This window comes from Pseudogemmobacter blasticus (assembly GCF_003071405.1).
GTDB classification, from domain to species: Bacteria; Pseudomonadota; Alphaproteobacteria; order Rhodobacterales; family Rhodobacteraceae; genus Pseudogemmobacter; species Pseudogemmobacter blasticus.
This window is the reverse complement of sequence record NZ_CP020470.1, coordinates 1522782-1542148: the sequence shown is the minus strand read 5'-3', so window position 1 is coordinate 1542148 and position 19367 is coordinate 1522782. Positions and strand designations below refer to the sequence as shown.

General features: G+C 68.0%; 16 protein-coding genes. 1 reads left to right on the top strand and 15 read right to left on the bottom strand.

Features of this window, described 5'->3' with window-relative positions; translation table 11 throughout:
* Nucleotides 1-45: 45 nt before the first annotated feature.
* The 7 genes from B6K69_RS07410 to B6K69_RS07380 form a co-directional block, all read right to left on the bottom strand.
* Nucleotides 46-537, bottom strand: coding sequence for an EF-hand domain-containing protein (locus tag B6K69_RS07410; RefSeq protein WP_228156833.1), 492 nt, complete (start codon nt 535-537; stop codon nt 46-48).
* 64 nt (nt 538-601) lie between these two features.
* Nucleotides 602-946: a carboxymuconolactone decarboxylase family protein gene (locus B6K69_RS07405; RefSeq protein WP_107672222.1), complete on the bottom strand. Its 345-nt coding sequence runs from the start codon at nt 944-946 to the stop codon at nt 602-604.
* A 97-nt stretch (nt 947-1043) separates the two neighbouring features.
* A complete protein-coding gene (locus tag B6K69_RS07400) occupies nt 1044-2120 on the bottom strand; it encodes an NAD(P)/FAD-dependent oxidoreductase (RefSeq protein ID WP_108643327.1) in 1077 nt (358 codons plus the stop codon).
* Between the two features lie 79 nt (nt 2121-2199).
* Nucleotides 2200-4467 carry a VWA domain-containing protein gene (locus tag B6K69_RS07395; RefSeq protein ID WP_108643326.1) on the bottom strand — a complete coding sequence of 756 codons (2268 nt, stop codon included), beginning with the start codon at nt 4465-4467 and terminating at the stop codon, nt 2200-2202.
* 8 nt (nt 4468-4475) lie between these two features.
* On the bottom strand, nt 4476-5279 hold the full coding sequence (locus B6K69_RS07390; RefSeq protein ID WP_107672224.1) for a CbbQ/NirQ/NorQ/GpvN family protein: 804 nt from the start codon (nt 5277-5279) through the stop codon (nt 4476-4478).
* A gap of 56 nt (nt 5280-5335) precedes the next feature.
* Nucleotides 5336-5692 (bottom strand): ribulose bisphosphate carboxylase small subunit, encoded by a 357-nt coding sequence (locus B6K69_RS07385; RefSeq protein WP_107672430.1) that lies wholly within the window; start codon nt 5690-5692, stop codon nt 5336-5338.
* Between the two features lie 21 nt (nt 5693-5713).
* Entirely contained in the window at nt 5714-7135 is a 1422-nt protein-coding gene (locus B6K69_RS07380) for a form I ribulose bisphosphate carboxylase large subunit (RefSeq protein ID WP_107672225.1), read from the bottom strand.
* 109 nt (nt 7136-7244) lie between these two features.
* On the opposite strand from B6K69_RS07380, the gene B6K69_RS07375 reads away from it, so the two are divergent.
* Nucleotides 7245-8150, top strand: a complete 906-nt coding sequence (locus B6K69_RS07375) for a LysR family transcriptional regulator (RefSeq protein WP_228156832.1) — start codon at nt 7245-7247, stop codon at nt 8148-8150.
* On the opposite strand, the gene B6K69_RS07370 is transcribed toward B6K69_RS07375, so the two are convergent.
* The 8 genes from B6K69_RS07370 to xdhA form a co-directional block, all read right to left on the bottom strand.
* Nucleotides 8147-9433, bottom strand: coding sequence for an NAD(P)/FAD-dependent oxidoreductase (locus B6K69_RS07370; protein WP_108643325.1), 1287 nt, complete (start codon nt 9431-9433; stop codon nt 8147-8149). The genes B6K69_RS07375 and B6K69_RS07370 overlap by 4 nt on opposite strands.
* 156 nt (nt 9434-9589) lie before the next feature.
* Nucleotides 9590-10681: a BMP family ABC transporter substrate-binding protein gene (locus B6K69_RS07365; protein ID WP_108643324.1), complete on the bottom strand. Its 1092-nt coding sequence runs from the start codon at nt 10679-10681 to the stop codon at nt 9590-9592.
* A 63-nt stretch (nt 10682-10744) separates the two neighbouring features.
* Nucleotides 10745-11851 (bottom strand): ABC transporter permease, encoded by a 1107-nt coding sequence (locus B6K69_RS07360; RefSeq protein ID WP_108644829.1) that lies wholly within the window; start codon nt 11849-11851, stop codon nt 10745-10747.
* Complete coding sequence (locus B6K69_RS07355) at nt 11851-12945, bottom strand: ABC transporter permease (RefSeq protein ID WP_108643323.1); 1095 nt, start codon at nt 12943-12945, stop codon at nt 11851-11853. The genes B6K69_RS07360 and B6K69_RS07355 overlap by 1 nt, the downstream gene beginning before the upstream one ends.
* A complete protein-coding gene (locus B6K69_RS07350) occupies nt 12932-14497 on the bottom strand; it encodes an ABC transporter ATP-binding protein (protein WP_108643322.1) in 1566 nt (521 codons plus the stop codon). The genes B6K69_RS07355 and B6K69_RS07350 overlap by 14 nt, the downstream gene beginning before the upstream one ends.
* Nucleotides 14475-15437 (bottom strand): xanthine dehydrogenase accessory protein XdhC, encoded by a 963-nt coding sequence (gene xdhC, locus B6K69_RS07345; protein ID WP_108643321.1) that lies wholly within the window; start codon nt 15435-15437, stop codon nt 14475-14477. The genes B6K69_RS07350 and xdhC overlap by 23 nt, the downstream gene beginning before the upstream one ends.
* Entirely contained in the window at nt 15430-17787 is a 2358-nt protein-coding gene (gene xdhB, locus B6K69_RS07340) for a xanthine dehydrogenase molybdopterin binding subunit (RefSeq protein ID WP_108643320.1), read from the bottom strand. The genes xdhC and xdhB overlap by 8 nt, the downstream gene beginning before the upstream one ends.
* A complete protein-coding gene (xdhA, locus tag B6K69_RS07335; RefSeq protein WP_108643319.1) occupies nt 17784-19190 on the bottom strand; it encodes a xanthine dehydrogenase small subunit in 1407 nt (468 codons plus the stop codon). The genes xdhB and xdhA overlap by 4 nt, the downstream gene beginning before the upstream one ends.
* Nucleotides 19191-19367 lie beyond the last annotated feature (177 nt).

The following is a 19367-nucleotide window of genomic DNA, read 5'->3' as shown; positions in this document are numbered from 1 at the left end:
GCAAAAAACGCCTTCAGCCGCCTGCCATTGGCGGCAATCCGCGGCCTATCTGCGGCCGAAATCCCCGGTCGTCAGGCTGCCGTCGCCGTTGCGGTCCATCCGGGCAAAGAAGGCGGTGGTCAGGCCGACAAATTCGTCCCGCGTCACCTGCCCGTCGCCATTGGCGTCCCGCAGGGCCGCGCCGCCGCCGCCCCCTTTGCCGTGCCCCATTCCCATGCCCATGCCCATTCCCATGCCTTTGCCCATCCCGGCCTCGCTCCGGGCGTCCTGCATCTGGGCGCGCATGTCGGTCCGGGCGTCATCCAGCGCCGCCAGTTCGTCGGGCGACAGGATGCCATCGGCATTGGCGTCAAAGGTGGTGAAGATCTCGTCCCGCCGTTCCCGCGCTTCGGGCAGCGTCACGGCGCCATCGCCGTTGCGGTCCCACATGGTCAGGAACTGTTGGCCCGGCGCAAAGGTCTCGGCCGTGGCAGCCATGGGGACAAGGCCCAAGGCAAGGGCCAGGGCAAGGGTCAGGGAAAGCGCGCGCGTGGTCATGATGGCCTCCATATTCCGCTGTGTGAATATGGAACGCGCGCGCCCCGGCTTTCCGTCGCGGCGATCAGGCCGCCGGTTGCGCCAGTTCATCCCAGCAGGCCAGCGCGTGCGCGGCATACATCACCGCCGGGCCGCCGCCCATCTGGATGCACATCGCCAGCACGTCGCCCAGCTCTTCCCGCGTCGCGCCGCATTTCATCAGCGCCTCGACGTGAAAGTTGATGCAGGGCTCGCAGCGCTGGCTGACCGCGATGGCCAGCGCGACATATTCCTTTTCCTTGACGGAAATCGCCGGGCTGTCCTTGGCCGCCTTCGACAACTGGCCGAACCCCGCCATCGTGTCGGGAATCAGCTTGTTCATCACCCGCAGCTCGCTGCGCATGTCGGCGATCTTGGCCTTGTAGCTCATCTCATGCTCCTTGAGGGGCGGCCCGTGGGGCCACGGCGTTTCGCCCTCAATTCACATTCAAATAAATGAATGTCAAGTGCCGACCTGCCGCACCCCGTCAGCCAAAGCGGGCGGGCGACAGTGCCGCCACCAGATCGGCGCGCAGGGCAGGGGGCCGGCCGGCGATCAGGTCGGCCACCAGCGCGCTGGCGCCCGGGCAGGACTGGAAGCCCTGTCCCCCCTGTCCGCCCAGCCAGAAGAAGGCCGGATCGCGCGCGTCGGGGCCGATCACCAGCACCCGGTCGGGGGCAAAGGTGCGCAGGCCCGCCCAGTTGGCCAGGATGCGGGTCACCGGCTCGGTCATGAAGGATTCATACCGCGCCAGCCCCTCGGCCAGCACCATGTCATCGGCCCAGGCGTCATGCGGTTCCATCGGGTCTTCGTCGGCGGGCGACACGATCAGCGCCCCGGCATCGGGCTTGGCATACCAGTCCTCTCCGGGGCCAAAGATCATGGGCCAGCGGCTGACATCCAGCCCGCCCGGCGCCGGTATCCGCGCCATCGACCGGCGGTGCGGCACAAAGCCCAAAGGCTGCACCCCGGCCAGCTTCGCCACCTCGTCCACCCAGGCCCCCGCCGCGTTGATCAGCAGCTTCGCCTCGGCCTCGCCCCCGGCCCATGCCACCCGCCAGCCCGATGCCGTGCGGGTGATCGCGGTCGCCCGGGCCCGGGTGACAATGGCCGCCCCATGGGCGCGCGCCTCCTTGGCAAAGCCCTGCAACAGCAGGTCGGTGTCGATGTCATCGGCATGGTCCGCCAGCCCGGCCAGCTTGACCACATCCAGATTCAGGATCGGCACGATCGCCTGCGCCTCGGCGGGCGAGATCGACTCAAACGCCATCGCCTTCACGTCATGGTCGAAATCCGCCCGCTGGTCTTCCCGCGCCACCAGCATCAGCCCGCGATGCGTCAGCAGGCCGGGGACCGACCGGAAATAGTCGCCCGAGGCCATCGACAGTTCCACCACGGCGGGCGTGCCATAGCGCGGCTCATAGAGCGCGGCCGACCGGCTTGAGGCGTGATGCGCCAGCGTGTCCTCGGCCTCAAGCAGCAGGACAGACCCAAGGGGCGCCAGCCGCGCCGCCGCCGAAACCCCGGCGATGCCGCCGCCGATGATCAGGAAATCATGTTGCATGTCGTGCCCTCGAACCCTGGCCGACAGAACCACCCCGCCCGGCGAAGCGCAAGCCGTCAGCCGCGCCGGACCGGCCGTGTCAGCCCTGCCGCGCCAGCCCGGCATAAAGCCGGGGCAGCCGCTCGGGCAGGCGGTCGATCCGGTCAAGGATCTGGTAGCCGCGCGCGCCGAAGATCTGCGCGACATAGGCATCGGCCTGCGGGTCCAGCGTCAGGCAGAAGGGCGAAACCCCCTGCCGCGCCACCTCTGCCACGGCGGCGCGGGCGTCGTGGCGCAGGTGGGCCGCGTCGCGCACGTCAATATCGGCGGGCGCGCCATCGGTCAGCACCAGAAGCAGCTTGCGCGCCGCGCGCTGCTGCGACAGGTGCCAGCCGGCATGGCGGATCGCCGCCCCCATGCGGGTGGACAGCCTCCCCTCCATCCCGGCCAGCCGCGCCTTGGGCAGCGGCCCCCAGTCTTCGCCGAATTCCTTGAAGCGCTGGTAGAACACGTTGTGCCGCCCGTCCGAGCTGAACCCGTGCAGCGCGAAGGGATCGCCCACCCGATGCACCGCCTCGGCCAGCAGGGTGGCGGCGGCGCGGGTCAGGTCGATCAGCCGTTCCCCGCCTTCGCCCACCACATCATTGGTCGATTGCGACAGGTCCATCAGCAGCAGCACTGCCACGTCGCGGGTGATCCGCACCTGCCGCATCATCACCCGCGGGTCGGGCTGCCGGCCCAGCCGCAGGTCAAGCCGGGCGGCAATCGCGGCGTTCAGGTCCAGATCGTCGCCATCCTCCAGCCGCCGCAGCCGCTGCACCCCCTGCGGCTGCATCGCCTCAAGCACGCGGCGCATCCGCTGCAACACCGGGCGGTGTTCGGTCAGGATCGCCTCCACCGCCTTGGGGTCGCCGGCCAGCGGGCGCATTTCCAGCACGGTCGCCCAGTCGGGCCGCTCAAGCTGGATGCGATAGTCGAATTCCGGGTAGCTGCGCGGCGGGGCCACCGGATCGCGCCCCTCGCGCGCGTTGAAACTGGTGCCGTCGTCATCGAAGAACTCGGTCGCGCAGACCAGAATCTCCTGCGCATCCTCGCCCGCCGTTTCCACCTCCACCTCGTTCACCATTTCCGAGACCGAGACATAGCGCCGCCGCTGCGCCGGGGCGGGGGCTTCGTCCCAGTCCACCTCTTCGGTTTCCCAAAGGTGGCGATTGTCGTCGCGATAGGGTGCGGCCACCGGCGCGGGCAACCGCCCCGTGCCCAGCCGTTCGGCCAGCGCCAGCCCGATCCGGCGCGACGCCGTGGTGCTTGCCAGATCGGCCCCGGCAAATTCGGCCCGCGCCCAGGCCACCAGCGGGTCGGTCGTGGCCGCCTCGGGCAGCAGCAGCCCGCGCGCCACCCGGTCCAGCGGCATTGCCTCGCCGTGGAACCGAGCCCAGAGGTCGCGCAGCCGGGGAAAGCGGGCAATGGCCAGCGCCTCGGCCCGGGCATCCTCGATCACGCCGATACAGGCCATCTGCCGGGGCGACAGGCCGTCGGCCGCCAGCGGCCCGCGCCAGGCCATCACATGCGCGGCCGCATGGGCAGCGGCGGCGCGGTAGATGTCGGCCCCCGCGATTCCCTGCCAGTCGTCCCAGGCGTCGGGCAGGTGCAGCAGCCCCGCCTCCAGAAACGGCCGCAGCCCTTCGCGCGCCTCGTAATCGCCCGAGGTGGGGCGCATCGCGAAATCGCGGCCCCACAGCGCGCGCAGATAGGCGCCGATCCGACGGTGGATGTCCACGAACAGCGTGCCCTTGCGTTCGCGCTGCAACACGGCCTTCGATTCGGCGCTGGCCAGCGCGAAGTAACGCATCTGTTCTTCCGGGTTGCTGCGGTGCGCCTCGGCCCCCCACAGCGCCCAGCGGCGCAGCCCGCCCAGCGTCAGCACGCCCAGCAGTTCGTCCAGATGGTCCAGCAGCGGGCGCAGCCCGCGCGGCGCCTGGGCCAGCAGCGTGTCCAGAAACGCCATCCAGCCCCGGAACAGCGCCGCATCCCCCAGCCGCCGCGCCGCCAGCGGTGCCGTCGCCAGCACCCGCGCGATCACCGCGCCCGAGGTGCGCGAGGCCAGCCGCAGACAATCGCGCACCAGATCGGGCAGCACGTCCTCGCCCAGTTCGCGCGCCAGCGGCGCCGCGGCCTCGATCCAGGCCCGCACCACCTCGGGCCCGCGGCCCATCCGGTGCAGCGCCAGCGCCCCTTCGGCCCACAGCACCAGCCCGCCGGGCGACAGGCTGCGCGCCGCCTCGGCCCGCAGGCTGGCGTACAGCGCCCGCTCGGCCGGTGGCAGCTCGGCCAGGGCCTCGGTCACGCGGGCGGCCGGGTCTGTCATGGCGCGGCTCAGAAGAACGTGGTCACGGCGGCGTCAAGCGCGTCGCGCATGTCGGGGTCGTCGGTGATCGGGCGCACCAGCGCCATCCGGCAGGCCGGCACCGGCGCCACGCCCTGCGCGATCAGCCCGCCCGCGTGCACCAGCATCCGGGTTGAAATGCCTTCGTCCAGCCCGTGCCCCTTCAGGTTGCGCGCCCGTTCGGCGATCGACACCAGCTTGTCGGCCAGGCCCCGGTCAATGCCCGTTTCATGCGCCACGATCTCCACCTCGACCGCATGATCGGGATAGGTGAAATCCAGCGCGCCGAAGCGTTGCTTGGTCGATTGCTTCAGGTCTTTCATCAGGCTCTGGTAGCCGGGGTTGTAGCTGATCACGAGGTGAAAGTCGGGGTGCGCCCGCAGCAGTTCGCCCTTCTTTTCCAGTGGCAGCACGCGGCGGTTGTCGGTCAGCGGGTGGATCACCACGGTCGTATCCTGCCGCGCCTCGACCACCTCATCCAGATAGCAGATCGCGCCATGCCGGGCGGCAAAGGTCAGCGGCCCGTCCTGCCAGCGCGTGCCCTCTGCATCCAGCAGGAACCGCCCCACCAGATCCGAGGCGGTCATGTCCTCGTTGCAGGAAACCGTGACCAGCGGCTTGCCCAGCCGCCAGGCCATGTGTTCCACGAACCGCGTCTTGCCGCAGCCGGTGGGGCCTTTCAGCATGACCGGCATCTTCGCCGCATAGGCCGCCTCATACAGCGCAACCTCGTCGGCCACCGGGCGATACCAGGGGTCGGCGGCAATGCGGAAGGGGGCAGTGATCTGGTCCATGGCGGCCTCGGGGCATCGGGAAAGCGCCCGCCGCAGGGCTGCGGCGGGCAGGGCGGTCAGACGGGTGTTCCGCGATAGACCACCATGTTCGCGCCCTGGCTCTGGGTGAAATTGTTGTAGCCGATCAGCCGGACGTGATTGTCGGGGTTGGCCTCATGGCAGGCTTTCAGCTCGGCCAGAATGGCATCGACATCGGTTTCCCCGAACATGGGCAGCTTCCACATGTACCAGAAGTTCGATTTGGCGAACTGCGGCTCGGTGTGTTCGATGGCCGGGTTCCAGCCGTGTTTCACGATCCATTCCACCTGCTTGCGGATCTGCGCCTCGTCCATCGGCGGCAGGTAGGAAAACGTGCCCATCTTGCGGCTCGCCGGGTCGGACAGCCGCGAGGTATAGTCCTGAACTTTGCTCATCATCTCTCTCCCTTTGGCGGCTCAGCGGTGCTGGGTGTCCAGCTTGTCCACGGTGTCGAACTCGAACTTGATCTCTTTCCAGGTCTCCATGGCGATCTTCAGCTCGGGGCTGTGCTGCGCGGCGGCGGTCAGGATGGCCTTGCCTTCCTTCTCCAGCTCGCGGCCTTCGTTGCGGGCCTGAACGCAGGCCTCCAGCGCCACCCGGTTTGCCGCGGCGCCCGCCGCATTGCCCCAGGGGTGGCCCAGCGTGCCGCCGCCGAATTGCAGGACCGAGTCATTGCCGAAGATCGAAACCAGCGCCGGCATGTGCCAGACGTGAATCCCGCCCGAGGCCACCGGGAACACCCCCGGCATCGGCCCCCAGTCCTGATCGAAGAAGATCCCGCGCGAACGGTCTTCCTTGATGTGGCGGTCGCGCAGCAGGTCGATCCAGCCCAGCGTCGCCGCCCGGTCGCCCTCCAGCTTGCCCACCACGGTGCCGGAATGAAGGTGGTCGCCGCCCAGCAGGCGCAGCAGCTTCGCCAGAACGCGGAAGTTGATGCCGTGGTTCGGGTTGCGGTCCATCACCGCGTGCATGGCCCGGTGAACGTGCAGCAGCATCCCGTTGTCGCGGCACCATTTCGACAGCGAGTTGTGCGCCGCCCAACCCAGCGTCAGGTAATCCGACATGATGATCGGCGTGCCGATCTCCTTGGCGTATTCCGCGCGCTTGTAGACCTCTTCCATCGTGGCGGCGGTCACGTTCATGTAGTGGCCCTTGCGCTCGCCCGTCTCGGCCTCGGCCTTGACGATGGCCTCCTGGCAGAAATCGAACCTGTCGCGCCAGCGCATGAAGGGCTGCGAATTGACGTTCTCGTCGTCCTTGGTGAAATCCAGCCCGCCGCGCAGACATTCATAGACCGCCCGGCCATAGTTCTTGGCCGAAAGCCCCAGCTTCGGCTTGATGGTGCAGCCCAGCAGGGGGCGGCCGTATTTGTCCAGCTTGTCGCGCTCCACGTTGATGCCATGCGGCGGGCCGAAGCAGGTGGCCACGAACCACAGCGGAAAGCGCACGTCTTCCAGCCGCAGCGACCGCACCGCCTTGAAGCCGAAGACGTTGCCCACGATCGAGGTGAACACGTTGACGACCGAGCCTTCCTCGAACAGGTCCATCGGATAGGCGATGAAGGCATAGAAGGCGTCGTCAGACCCCGGCACGTCCTCAATCGCGTAGGCGCGGCCCTTGTAATAGTCGAGGTCGGTCAGCAGGTCGGTCCAGACCGTTGTCCAGGTGCCGGTCGAACTTTCGGCGGCCACGGCGGCGGCGGCTTCCTCGCGCGAAACGCCGGCCTGCGGCACCACCTTGAACACGGCAAGGATGTCGCTGTCCTTCACCGTGTAATGCGGTTCCCAATAGGTCGATCGGTATTCCTTCACACCGGCGTCATAGGTCTTCGCGGCCATCGGCTCTCTCCCGTTTGTCGTGCCCATATGTGCGGGTCGCAGCCGGTATCGCGTCTTGTATGACTAAACAAAACTGAATAGTTTTTAGTTTCAGAACAGGGAAAAGGTTATGATCAGGTACACCCTGCGCCAACTTCAGGTGTTTCGCGCGGTGGCCAGCCATGCCAGCTACACCCGCGCGGCCGAAGAACTGCACCTGACACAGCCCGCCGTGTTCGCGCAGGTGAAGCAGTTGGAAGACGCGCTTGGCCTGCCGCTGCTGGACCGGATCGGCAAGCGCCTGTTCCTGACCGAAGCCGGCCGCGCCGTGGTGGAAACCGCCCGCGAAACGCTGGAAGGCGTCGAACGGCTGGACATGCACCTGGCCGATCTGCAGGGGCTGCGGCGCGGGCGGCTGCGCATCGCCATCGTCTCGACGGTGCAGTATTTCCTGCCCCGCCTCCTGGGCACCTTCTGCACCGAAAATCCCGGCATCGAAATCGCACTGACCGTGACCAACCGCGAAACGGTGATCGCCCGGCTGGCCGCGAACGAAGACGATCTCTGCATCCTGGGCCAGCCGCCGGCGGGGCTGGACGTGGTGGCCACGCCCTTTGCCCGCAACCCCATCACCCTGCTGGCGCGCGGCGATCATCCGCTGGCGGGCCAGCCCGCGCTGCCCTTCGCCGGGCTGGCCGCCGAACCCTTCATCCTGCGCGAACAGGGGTCGGGCACCCGCGCCGCCGCCGAACGCTACTTTGCCGATTGCGGCCTGCGGCCCCGCGTGCGGATGGAGCTTGGCTCGAACGAAGCGATCAAGGAAGCGGTGGTCGCCGGCCTTGGGCTGGCGATCCTGTCACAGGATACCATTGCCGAAGACGTGGCGACCGGCCGGCTGGTGGCGCTGGACGTGCAGGGCTTCCCGCTGATGCGGGTCTGGAACGTGGCCTATCCGCGCGGCAAGCACCTGTCGGTTGCCGCCAGCGCCTTTCTGGACCACCTGATCGACCAGACCCGCGGCGCCCCCGCGCCCTAACCCTTGTGGGTTTCCTTCAGCTTGTCGATCCCCAGCACCTTGAGCGCGAGCGCCTCGTAGAACGGTTCGGCCGTGCCCTTGCGCAGCTTGCGCAGGAAGTACTTCTCGAACCCCACCTTGGCCAGATGCACCCATTTGCCGCTGGACGACCAGTTCACGTTGCGCGGCGGAATCTGCGGCTGCGCCACGAAGGCCACGCCCCCGTCGCCGAAATCGGCCAGGCAGACCGCGTTCCAGGTGCCCACCTGATCGGGTTCCTTGCCGCGCAGGATGTTGCCGATGTTATGCGCCGTGGCGCTGACCATGCTTTCGATCATGAAGCCGGTCTTCGGCACGCCGCAAGGCACCGGCGTCGGCCCCATCGGCGGGATGGCCACGCAGACGCCCACGGCAAACACATTGGGATAGGCCGGGTTCTGCTGGTGCTGGTCCACGATGGTAAACCCGCGCGGGTTCGACAGCCCTTCGATGCCGCGCACCGGCGCGATGCCGCGAAACGCGGGCAGCATCATCGAGAATGCAAAGGGCAGCACCTTTTCGGCCTTCACGCTGCCGTCGTCATTGATCTCCTCGACGGTCATCTTGCCGTCCTCGACCTGCTTCACCCGGGCCGAGGTGATCCATTTGATGTGCTTGCCGCGCATCTCGGATTCCAGCAGCCCCTTGGTGTCGCCCACCCCGTCCAGCCCCAGATGGCCGATATAGGGTTCGGCGGTGACAAAGGTCATCGGCACCTTGTCGCGGATCTTGGCCTTGCGCAGGGCGGATTCCAGAATGAACAGGAATTCATAGGCGGGGCCAAAGCAGCTTGCCCCCTGCGCCGCGCCGATGATCACCGGGCCGGGCGCCTTGAGCAGCTTCTGGAACACCTGTTCGGCCTGTTCGGCATGGTCGATATGGCAGACCGACTGGGTAAAGCCGCCATGCGGGCCAAAGCCCGGGATTTCGTCGAAGGCCAGTTCGGGCCCGGTGGCGATGATCAGGAAATCATAGGTCACGTCGCTGCCATCGACCAGGCGGATGCGGTTTTCCTGCGGGATCACCCGTTCCGCCGCGACAGGCCGGAAGGCAATGCCCTTGCGCGCCATGGTCGGCCCCAGATCCACCGTGATCTCCTCGCGCTTGCGCCAGCCCACCGCGATCCAGGGGTTCGACGGCACGAAATGGTAAACCGGGTCTTTCGTCACCACGGTGATCGTGTCTTCGGGGCGAAGCTGGTCCTTCATCTCATAGGCCATGATCGCCCCGCCCAAGCCTGCCCCCAGCACAACGACATGCGCCATTCTTCATCCTCCCTCTGAAATTCTGCCTCCCCGGCTTCACTATAATAAATTCGAATGTTTGAATTTCAAAACGTAATGTTTGCTGTGAAATCCGGTGCTTCGGAAAATGAAAAGGCCCGCCGAAGCGGGCCTTCTGTCGTCAGCTCCGAAGGGGGCTCACTTCGGGATGTCGCCCTTGATGCCTTCGACGAAGAAATCCATCCCCAGCAGGTCGCCGTCCGGCGCGGTCGCGCCTTCGGCCAGCCAGTCCGAACCGTCCTGCTTCTTGATCGGGCCGGTGAACGGGTGGAAGGTGCCGGCGGCAATGTCGTCGCGCACCTTTTCGGCGGCGGCCTTCACCTCGGCCGGAACGGCATCGGTGATTTCGCCGATCAGCACTTCGCCCCCGGCGATGCCGGCCCAGATGTCGGACTGTTCATAGGTGCCGTCCAGCAGCGCGCCGACGCGCTCCACATAGTAGGGCGCCCAGTTGTCGATGATCGAGCTGACCCGCGGGCTGGGCTTGTAGGCTTCCATGTCCGACGCCTGACCGAAGCCGATCACCGCGCCGCCGGCCTTGGCGGCCTCGGCCAGCGGGGCGGTCGAATCGGTATGCGCCGCGATCACGTCGACGCCCTGGTCGATCAGCGCCTTGGCGGCATCGGCCTCTTTCGCCGGATCGAACCAGGTGAAGGCCCAGACGACCGACAGTTCGACGTTCGGGTTCACCTTCTTGGCGGCCAGGTAATACGAGTTGATGCCGTTCATCACCTCGGGGATCGGGAACGACCCGATGTAGCCGATCTTGTTCGATTTGGTCATCATGCCGGCAATCGTGCCCTGCACCGCGCGGCCTTCATAGAAGCGCGCGTTGTAGGTGCTGACATTCGGATGCTCGCGCTTGAAGCCGGTGGCATGTTCGAACTTCACGTCGGGGAACTTGGCGGCCACCGCATTGGTCGCGTCCATGTAGCCGAACGAGGTGGTGAAGATGATGTTGCAGCCGCCCAGCGCCATCTGGGTCAGCACCCGCTCGGCATCGGCGCCTTCCGGCACGCTTTCCTGATACTGGATCTCGACCTTGTCGCCGAACTTCTCTTTCACGGCCAGGGCACCCTGATGGTGCTGGAACGTCCAGCCGCCGTCGCCGATCGGGCCGACGTAAACGAAACAGGCCTTCACCTTGTCCATGCCGGCAGCCTGGGCACCGCCTCCGAAAGCCAGGCTCAGGCCCAGCGCGGCGGTTGCAAGCAGCGTTCTGCGGTTCATGTAGCGTCTCCCCGTTGTGGCAGGGCCTTGATCGGCCCCGCGAAGTAAGTCCCCGCCCTGATGTCAGCGCGAGGCGTGAAAGTTCTGTCCCAGGCTGGCCGGCGCGCCCGTCGCCGCCTTGCCGCGCCCCGAGGACATGATGACCAGCACCACGATGGTTAGCACAAAGGGGGCCATGGACAAGTATTCGACCGGCACCTTGATCTGCGTCAGCCCCATGGCAAGCCCCACCACCCAGGCCAGCGGCGGTACTGCCAGCACCGCCACGGCGGCGGGGTGCATCTGCGGCCGTTCCGGCGTGGAACGCCGCAGCAGCCCCACCGCCAGGATGGCACCGCAGACCAGCGCGATCAGGCCCAGGATGCCAAGCGGAATCCCGCCAGACACCTGCACATTCAACTGAAGTGCCCCGATTCCGCCAAAGAAATAGGCACCGGCCAGCACGCGCCAGGGCCGCCAGCTTGCAAAGACCACGATCGCCAGCGCGATCCAGCCCGCGCCGGCGGTGATGCCGTCCACCCATTGCGGCACCCTTGCCAGGCTGACATAGGCGCCGCCGATGCCCGCCATCGCCCCGCCGAACAGGATGCACAGCAGGCGGATGCGGTTCACCTTGTAGCCCAGCGCATGGGCCGAGTCGTGGCTTTCGCCCACCGCGCGGATGATCAGCCCGATCCGGGTCGCCTTCAGCACCCACCACACCAGCGCCGTCATCGCGATCGAGAAATACACCACCCAGTCATGGCCAAACAGGATGGGCCCGGCCACCGGGATACCCGCCAGCGCCTCGGGCAGCAGGCCCGGCGTATGCGGCGGCTTGATGCCGTTGTAACCCTGTCCGCCCAGCGAACTGACCCCCAGCCCGAACAGCGTCAGCGCCAGCCCGGTTGCCACCTGATTGGCCAGGAACACCTGCGTCAGCGCGGCAAAGATCAGGCTCAGCAGCGCGCCCGCGACCGCCCCGCCCAGAAAGCCCAGCGCCGGGCTGCCGGTGTGGACGGCGGTCACAAAGCCGCCCAGTGCGCCGATCACCATCATCCCCTCGACGCCCAGGTTCAGCACACCCGACCGCTCGACCACCGTTTCGCCCAGCGCCGCCAGCAGGATCGGCACCGCCGTGGCCATCAGCCCCGCGATTAGGATGACCGGATTGATACCGCCGAAATCCATCACTTCGCTCCTGCGCTTGCGGCACCCGCGCCCAGGCGGAAGCGGTAGTTGGTCAGCACGTCCACGGCCAGCAGGAAGAACAGCAGCATCCCCTGGAACACCTGGATCGCCGCCGCCGGCAGGCCCAGGTTGGTCGAGGCCATCTCGCCGCCCACATAGGTCAGCGCCATCAGGAACCCCGCCAGCACGATGCCCAGCGGGTTCAGCCGGCCCAGGAAGGCCACGATGATCGCCGTGAACCCGTAGCCCGTGTTGAAGTCGATGCTGATCTGACCCGCCGGACCCGTCACCTCGAACAGGCCCGCCAGCCCGGCCAGCGCGCCCGACAGGCCCATGCACAGCATGACCAGCCGCGTCGGGCTGACCCCGTGGAACCGCGCCGCGCGCGGCGCCTGTCCGGCCAGCTTGATCTGGTATCCGGCAATGTGCCGGCTCAGCAGGATATAGGCCAGCACCGCCGTCACCAGCGCGGTCACGCCGCCCCAGTGCAGCCCGCTGCCCGCGATCAGTTCAGGGTTTGCCGCCGCCGGATAGCTGCTGAAATTGCGGCTGCCCGGAAAACCCATCCCTTCGGGATTCTTCAGGAACCCGGTCGCCGCCTTGGCCAGAATGGTCTGCGCCACATAGACCAGCATCAGCGACACAAGGATTTCGTTGGTGTTGAACCGCGTCTTCAGGATGGCCGGGATCATCGCCCAGGCCCAGCCGCCAAAGGCCCCCGCCAGCACCATCACCGGAAAGATCAGCCGGTTTTCGGTGGGAAACACCGCCAGCCCGACCGAGGCCCCGATCACGGCGCCCATGATGTATTGCCCCTCGGCCCCGATGTTCCAGATGCCCGCCCGGAACCCCAGCGCCAGCCCGATGGCAATCAGGATCAGCGGCCCCGCCTTCACCAGAAGCTGGCCGCGCAGGTAAAAGGCGAACTCGCCGAACACCGGGTCCCAGAAGATGGTTCGGATCACCTCGAACGGGTTCTTGCCCATCAGCGCGAACAGGATGCCGCCGACGATCATCGTCAGCACCACGGCCACCACCGGCGTTGCGTAAAGCCAGAACCGGCTGGGCGTCGGGCGCTTCTCAAGCCTCAGCATGATGCGCCACCTCCATGCCATGCGCGCCGCCCATCATCAGGCCGATCTCCTCCATGGTCAGCCCTTCGGTGCTGCGGGGCCGGGTCAGCCGCCCTTCGTTCAGCACGGCAAAGCTGTCGGCCACCTCCAGCAGCTCGTCCAGATCCTGGCTGATCACCACCACCGCCGCCCCTTCCGCCGCGCGGTCCAGGATCGACTGCCGGATCGCCGCGGCCGCTGCCGCATCCACGCCCCAGGTCGGCTGGTTGATCACGATCACGCTGGCGCCCTGCATCAGCTCGCGCCCCATCAGGAATTTCTGCAGGTTGCCGCCCGACAGCGCCCGCGCCGCCACATCCGGCCCCGGCGTGCGCACGTCATAGGCGGTGATGATCTCTTCCGCAAAAGCCCTGGTCGCGGCCCAGTCGATGAAACCCGCCCGCGTCAGCCCCTTGCGCACCGCCCCCGACAGAAGCGCGTTTTCCACCAGGCTCATGTCCGGCGCCGCGGCATGGCCGTAGCGGTCCTCGGGCGCGGCCACCAGCCCGGCCTTGCGCCGTTCGGACGGGCCCAGATGGCCCGCCGCGTGGCTGTCGATCCGCACCCGGTCGGCGTCGGATTTCAGCTCGCCCGACAGCGCCAGCAGCAATTCGTCCTGCCCGTTGCCCGCCACCCCGGCAATGCCCAGCACCTCGCCGCGCGCCACCGTGAAGGACACGGCCTTCAGCGAGGTGCCGAACGGAATGGGCGAGGCGACCGACAGGTCGCTGACCCCCAGCGCCACCGGCCCCTTTTCGCCGCGGCTGCGTTCGGGCGCCTGCAGGCTGCTGCCCACCATCAGTTCCGCCATTTCGCGCGCCGTGCGGTCGCGCGGGGTGCAGGTCGCCACCACGCGGCCCCGCCGCAGGATGGTGGCCGTGTCGCACAGCGACCGGATCTCTTCCAGCTTGTGGCTGATGTACAGGATCGCCGTCCCCTCGCGCGACAACTGGCGCAGCGTCTTGAACAGGATCTCCACCTCCTGCGGCGTCAGTACGCTGGTCGGTTCGTCCATGATCAGAAGTTTCGGGTCTTGCAGCAGGCACCGGATGATCTCGACCCGCTGGCGTTCCCCCGCCGACAGGTCGCCCACCATGCGGGCGGGGTCCAGCGGCAGGCCGTATTCCTCGCTCACGGCGCGGATGCGGGCGGCCAGTTCGCGCATCGGCGGCGGGTTTTCCATGCCCAGCGCCACGTTCTCGGCCACATTCAGCGCCTCGAACAGGCTGAAATGCTGGAACACCATGCCCACGCCCAGCCGCCGCGCCTCGGCCGGCTTGGCCGGGGCATAGGGCTTGCCGCGCAGGGTCATCCGTCCGCTGTCGGGGCGCACCAGACCGAAGATCATCTTGACCATGGTCGACTTGCCGGCGCCATTCTCGCCCAGCAGCGCATGGACCTCGCCCTCGCGGATCGTGAAGGACACATCGCTGTTGGCCACCACGCCCGGATAGGCCTTGGTGATCCCCTCCACCCGCAAAAGCTCGGGTCTTGCGGTCGTCTCCGCGCTGTCAGCCGGCTGCGTCCCTGTCATTCCCCCGTCCCGTCCCCCAGGTTTCTTTTCGTTGTCCCGCCCTGATCATCGCCACCGCGACGCCAATCGCAATGGCCTGCGGATGCTTGCCAAGGCCGGTATCGCCGATCGGGCAGTCGATGCGCGCGATTTGGGCAGCCGAATGGCCCAACCCCGCAAGCCGCGACCGGAACCGCGCCCATTTGGTGGCCGACCCGATCACCCCCGCCCGGGCAAAGCCATGGCCCAGCAAGCGATGGCACAGTTCCAGATCCAGCGCATGTGAAAAGGTCACGATCAGATGCTCGGCCCCCTGCGGCGCATAGGCCACCAGCGACTCGGGCGCCGGCGCGGGCAGCACCGTCACGCCGTCAGGCACCGTGTCGGGAAACCGCTCCGGCGCGATGTCCACCCAGGTCAGCCGCAGGCCGGGCAGGGGGGCCAGCACCGCCACCAGCGCCCGGCCCACATGGCCCGCGCCCCAGACCCAGACCTCGCGGCCTGGGCGGGCCAGCGGTTCGATCATCCAGCCCTGAACCTGCTCGGTCCCCAGCGGCGCCTCGCCGTTGCGCGCCCGGCGCAGCCGGTTGGCCACCTTCAGCGGCATCTCCCCCGCCGTGCCCGGCATCGGGCGCACGACCGCATCCCCCGTCACGCCGGCCAGCCGCGCGCTGTCCCAGACCTCGGTCAGCAGCAGCACCGCGCCGCCGCAGCACTGCCCCAGCGCCGGCCCCAGCGGCACCTTGTCCAGCCGGTCCTGCCCGTCCAGCGCCGCCCGGGCACGCTGCACCGCTTCCCATTCCAGCGCCCCGCCGCCGATGGTTCCCGACTGCCCGCCCCGCCAGACCAGCATCGCCGCCCCCACCTCGCGCGGGGAAGATCCGTCATGCGCTGCGATCACCACGCGGGCCACCCGCCCTTCGGCGGCCACCGCCGCCTGCAGGGCGCCCAGGTCAAACATCGCGCTCGACCCGCCGCACCGCCGCCAGCACCGCCTCGGCCGTGGCCGGGGCGCGCAGGTCGGGGTAGATGGTTCCGTCGCCGCAGGCCGCCACCGCATCGGACAGCGCATAAAAGGCCGAAATGCCCAGCATGAAGGGCGGCTCGCCCACCGCCTTCGACCTGCCGACCGCGTCTTCGCGGTTCGGCCGGTTCCACAGCGCCACGTTGAAGATGCGCGGCCGGTCCGAACAGGCCGGGATCTTGTAGGTGCTGGGGGCATGGGTCGCCAGCCGCCCCTTGCCATCCCAGACCAGCTCTTCCGTGGTCAGCCAGCCCGCACCCTGCACATAGGCGCCCTCGATCTGGCCGATGTCCAGCGCCGGGTTTAGCGGATTGCCGGTGTCATGCAGCAGGTCCGCCCGCAGGATGCGGTTCTCGCCCGTCAGCCGGTCGATCACCACCTCGGTCACCGCCGCGCCATAGGCGAAATAGAAGAACGGCCGCCCCTCGCCCTTCACCCGGTCCCAGGTGATCTTGGGCGTCGCGTAATAGCCGGTGGATGACAGCGAGATGCGCGCCTGATAGGCGGCCTGCGCCACCTCGGCAAAGCTGTAATCGGCGCCCGCCACCTGCACCCGGCCCGCCTGGAACCGCACCGCTTCGGCCGTCGCCTGATGCCGGCCGGCCAGAAACGCGGCCATCCGCCCGCGGATCGTTTCGGCCGCCGCCTGCGCCGCCATGCCGTTCAGGTCGCTGCCCGAACTGGCCGCCGTGGCGCTGGTGTTCGGCACCTTCGATGTGTCGGTCGCGGTGATCTTCACCGCCCCCGTGTCAACCCCGAAGACTGCGGCCACCACCTGCGCCACCTTCTGGTTCAGGCCCTGGCCCATCTCGGTGCCGCCGTGGTTCAGGTGGATGCTGCCATCCTGATAGACATGCACCAGCGCCCCCGCCTGGTTCAGCCAGGTCAGGGTGAAGGAAATCCCGAACTTCACCGGCGTCAGCGCGATCCCGCGCTTCAGGATCGGATTTGTCCGGTTCCAATCGGCAATTTCCGCCTTCCGCGCCTGATAATTGCTCGATTTCTCCAACTCGGCCACCAGCGCATGTCCGATGAAATCTTCCACCGGCATCAGATAGGGCGTTGTCTGAACCCCTTTCATCTGTCCGGAAATATCCTCGGGGGGGCCGGGGGGCGAAGCGCCACCGGCGCTGTCCCCGGCGGCATCCGCATCGCGATAGAAATTGGCCCGGCGCACCTCCAGCGGGTCACGGCCCAGCGCAAAGGCCACATGGTCCATCACCCGCTCGATGCCGATCATCCCCTGCGGCCCGCCAAAGCCGCGATAGGCGGTGGCGCTTTGCGTATGGGTGCGCAGCCGGTGGCTCTCGATGCGGATCGCGGGCAGCCAATAGCAGTTGTCGGCGTGCAGCATGGCGCGGTCGGCCACCGGCAGGCTCAGGTCCTGGCTCCAGCCGCAGCGGAACAGATGGGTGAACTCGATCCCCGTCACCCGGCCCGCGTCATCGAAACCGGCCCGGTATCTGATCTTCAGGTCATGGCGCTTGCCGGTGATCACCATGTCGTCGTCGCGGTCATAGCGCATCTTGCAGGGCCGGCCCAGGCGCCGCGCCGCCACCGCGCAGGCAATGGCCAGCGCATTGCCCTGGCTTTCCTTGCCGCCGAACCCGCCGCCCATCCGCCGGGTTTCCACCCGCACCGCCGCCATCGGCAGATGCAGCGCATGGGCAACCTTGTGCTGGATCTCGCTCGGATGCTGGGTCGAGGACAGGATGTGAACGCCATCCTCCTGCGGGATCGCCGCGGCGATCTGGCCTTCCAGATAGAAATGCTCCTGCCCGCCAACCGGGAACTCGCCCTCCACCACATGCGCGGCGCCGGCGATTGCGGCCCCCGCATCGCCGCGTGCCCAGATGATGGGGCCGGTCTCGAACCGGCTGTTCGCCGCCAGCGCGTCTTCCACCGTCAGCAGGGCGGGCAGCTCAGCATAGCTCACCTTGCCCAGCCGCGCCGCCTTGCGCGCCGCCAGATGGCTGGTTGCCACCACCAGAAACACCGGCTGGCCAACATAATGCACCCGCCCCACCGCCAGCAGCGGTTCATCATGGACCGAGGGGCTGCAATCCGGCATCTCGGGCAGGTCGTCCGCCGACAGCACGGCCACCACGCCCGGCGCCGCCCGCACCGCCGACAGGTCCAGCGCGGTGATCGTGCCATGCGCCACCGTTGACAGGCCAAAGGCCAGATGCAGCGTGCCCGCCGGCAGCGGAATATCGTCCAGATAGCGCGCCTGCCCGGTTACATGCAGGGGGGCGCTGTCATGGGGCAGGGGGTTGCCAAGGCTCATGCGCCCACCTCCAGCACCGAGACCGGCCGCCCGGCCAGATCATGGAAATAGCGCAGCAGCATCGCCTGCGCCGTGCGTCGGCGATAGTCGGCACTGGCGCGCATGTCGCTCAGCGGCGTGAAGTCGGCGTCCATCGCCGCCATGGCCGCGCGCACCGTGTCCTCGGTCCAGGCCTGCCCGGCCAGCGCCGCCTCGGCCGCAGTGGCGCGTTTCGGAATCCCCGCCATGCCGCCAAAGGCGATGCGGGCCCCGGTCACGCGCCCGTCCTGCACCGTCACGTTGAACCCGCCGCAGACGGCGCTGATGTCCTGATCAAAGCGTTTCGACAGCTTGTAGATCCGCAGCGCCGGCGCATGGGCCGGGATCGTCACCGCCTCGACGAATTCGCCGGGCTGCCGGTCCTGCTTGCGATAGTCCAGGAAGAAGGCCTCCAGCGGCAGGCTGCGGCGGGCCTCGCCCCGGCGCAGGTGCAGCGTGGCGCCCAGCGCGATCAGCGCGGGCGGCCCGTCGCCGATGGGGCTGCCATTGGCGATATTGCCGCCGATGGTGGCGGCATTGCGCACCTGAAGGCTGGCAAAGCGGCGCAGCATTTCGGCCAGCGCCGGATGCGGCCCGGCCATCGCCTGCCGCAGCGCCTCGATCGTGACGCCCGCGCCGATGCGGATGGTGTCGCCCTGCGGCGTGATCCGCTTCAACTCGTCGATCCCACCCAGAAAGGCCACCGGCGACAGGTCGCGCAACTGCTTGGTCACCCACAGGCCCACATCGGTTGCCCCGGCGATCAGCGTCGCCTCGGGGTGGGCGATGTACCAATCGGCCAGTTCATCCGTGGTCGCGGGGCGGCACAGGCCGGGGGCGCTGCCCCCGGACCCCCGGGGTATTTCGGCCAAGAGGAAGCCCGCATCGGTTTTCATCCAGTCGGGCACCGGGGCGGCTTCGGCGGCCTCGGCCGCGCGGATGATGGGGGCATAGCCGGTGCAGCGGCACAGGTTCCCCGCCAGCACGTCATCATGCGCCCGGTCGCCGTTCAGATGCGCCGTGGCCATCGAGACCACGAAGCCCGGCGTGCAGAAGCCGCATTGCGACCCGTGATGCGTGACCATCGCCTCTTGCACCGGATGCAGCGCGCCGTCCGGCCCGGCGATGCCTTCCACCGTGCGCACCGCCTTGCCGTGCAGTTGCGGCAGGAACAGGATGCAGGCGTTCAGCGCATGGCTACCCGAGGCATCGGTGACCATCACCGTGCAGGCGCCGCAGTCGCCCTCGTTGCATCCTTCCTTGGTGCCGCACAGGCCGCGCTCTTCGCGCAGCCAGTCCAGCAGCGTCTGCGTCGGGCTGGCACCCGACAGCTCGACCGGCGTTCCGTTCAGCAGAAACGCGATCCCAGACCCGTGTCCGGTCATTCCGTTCGTCCGCCGCCTTCTCCCCGTTTGGGGCCCCGTGCGCGACCGCCCGATGCGGCGTAAAGCGGGACGCGCGCCCCTGTTCTGATTGCTTTCATCAAGCCGGGGGGCGGTGGTCAAGGCAAGCGGAAACTTTCCGCCCCTTGCGAAAGCACCTTCAGGTTTCGCGCGACAATC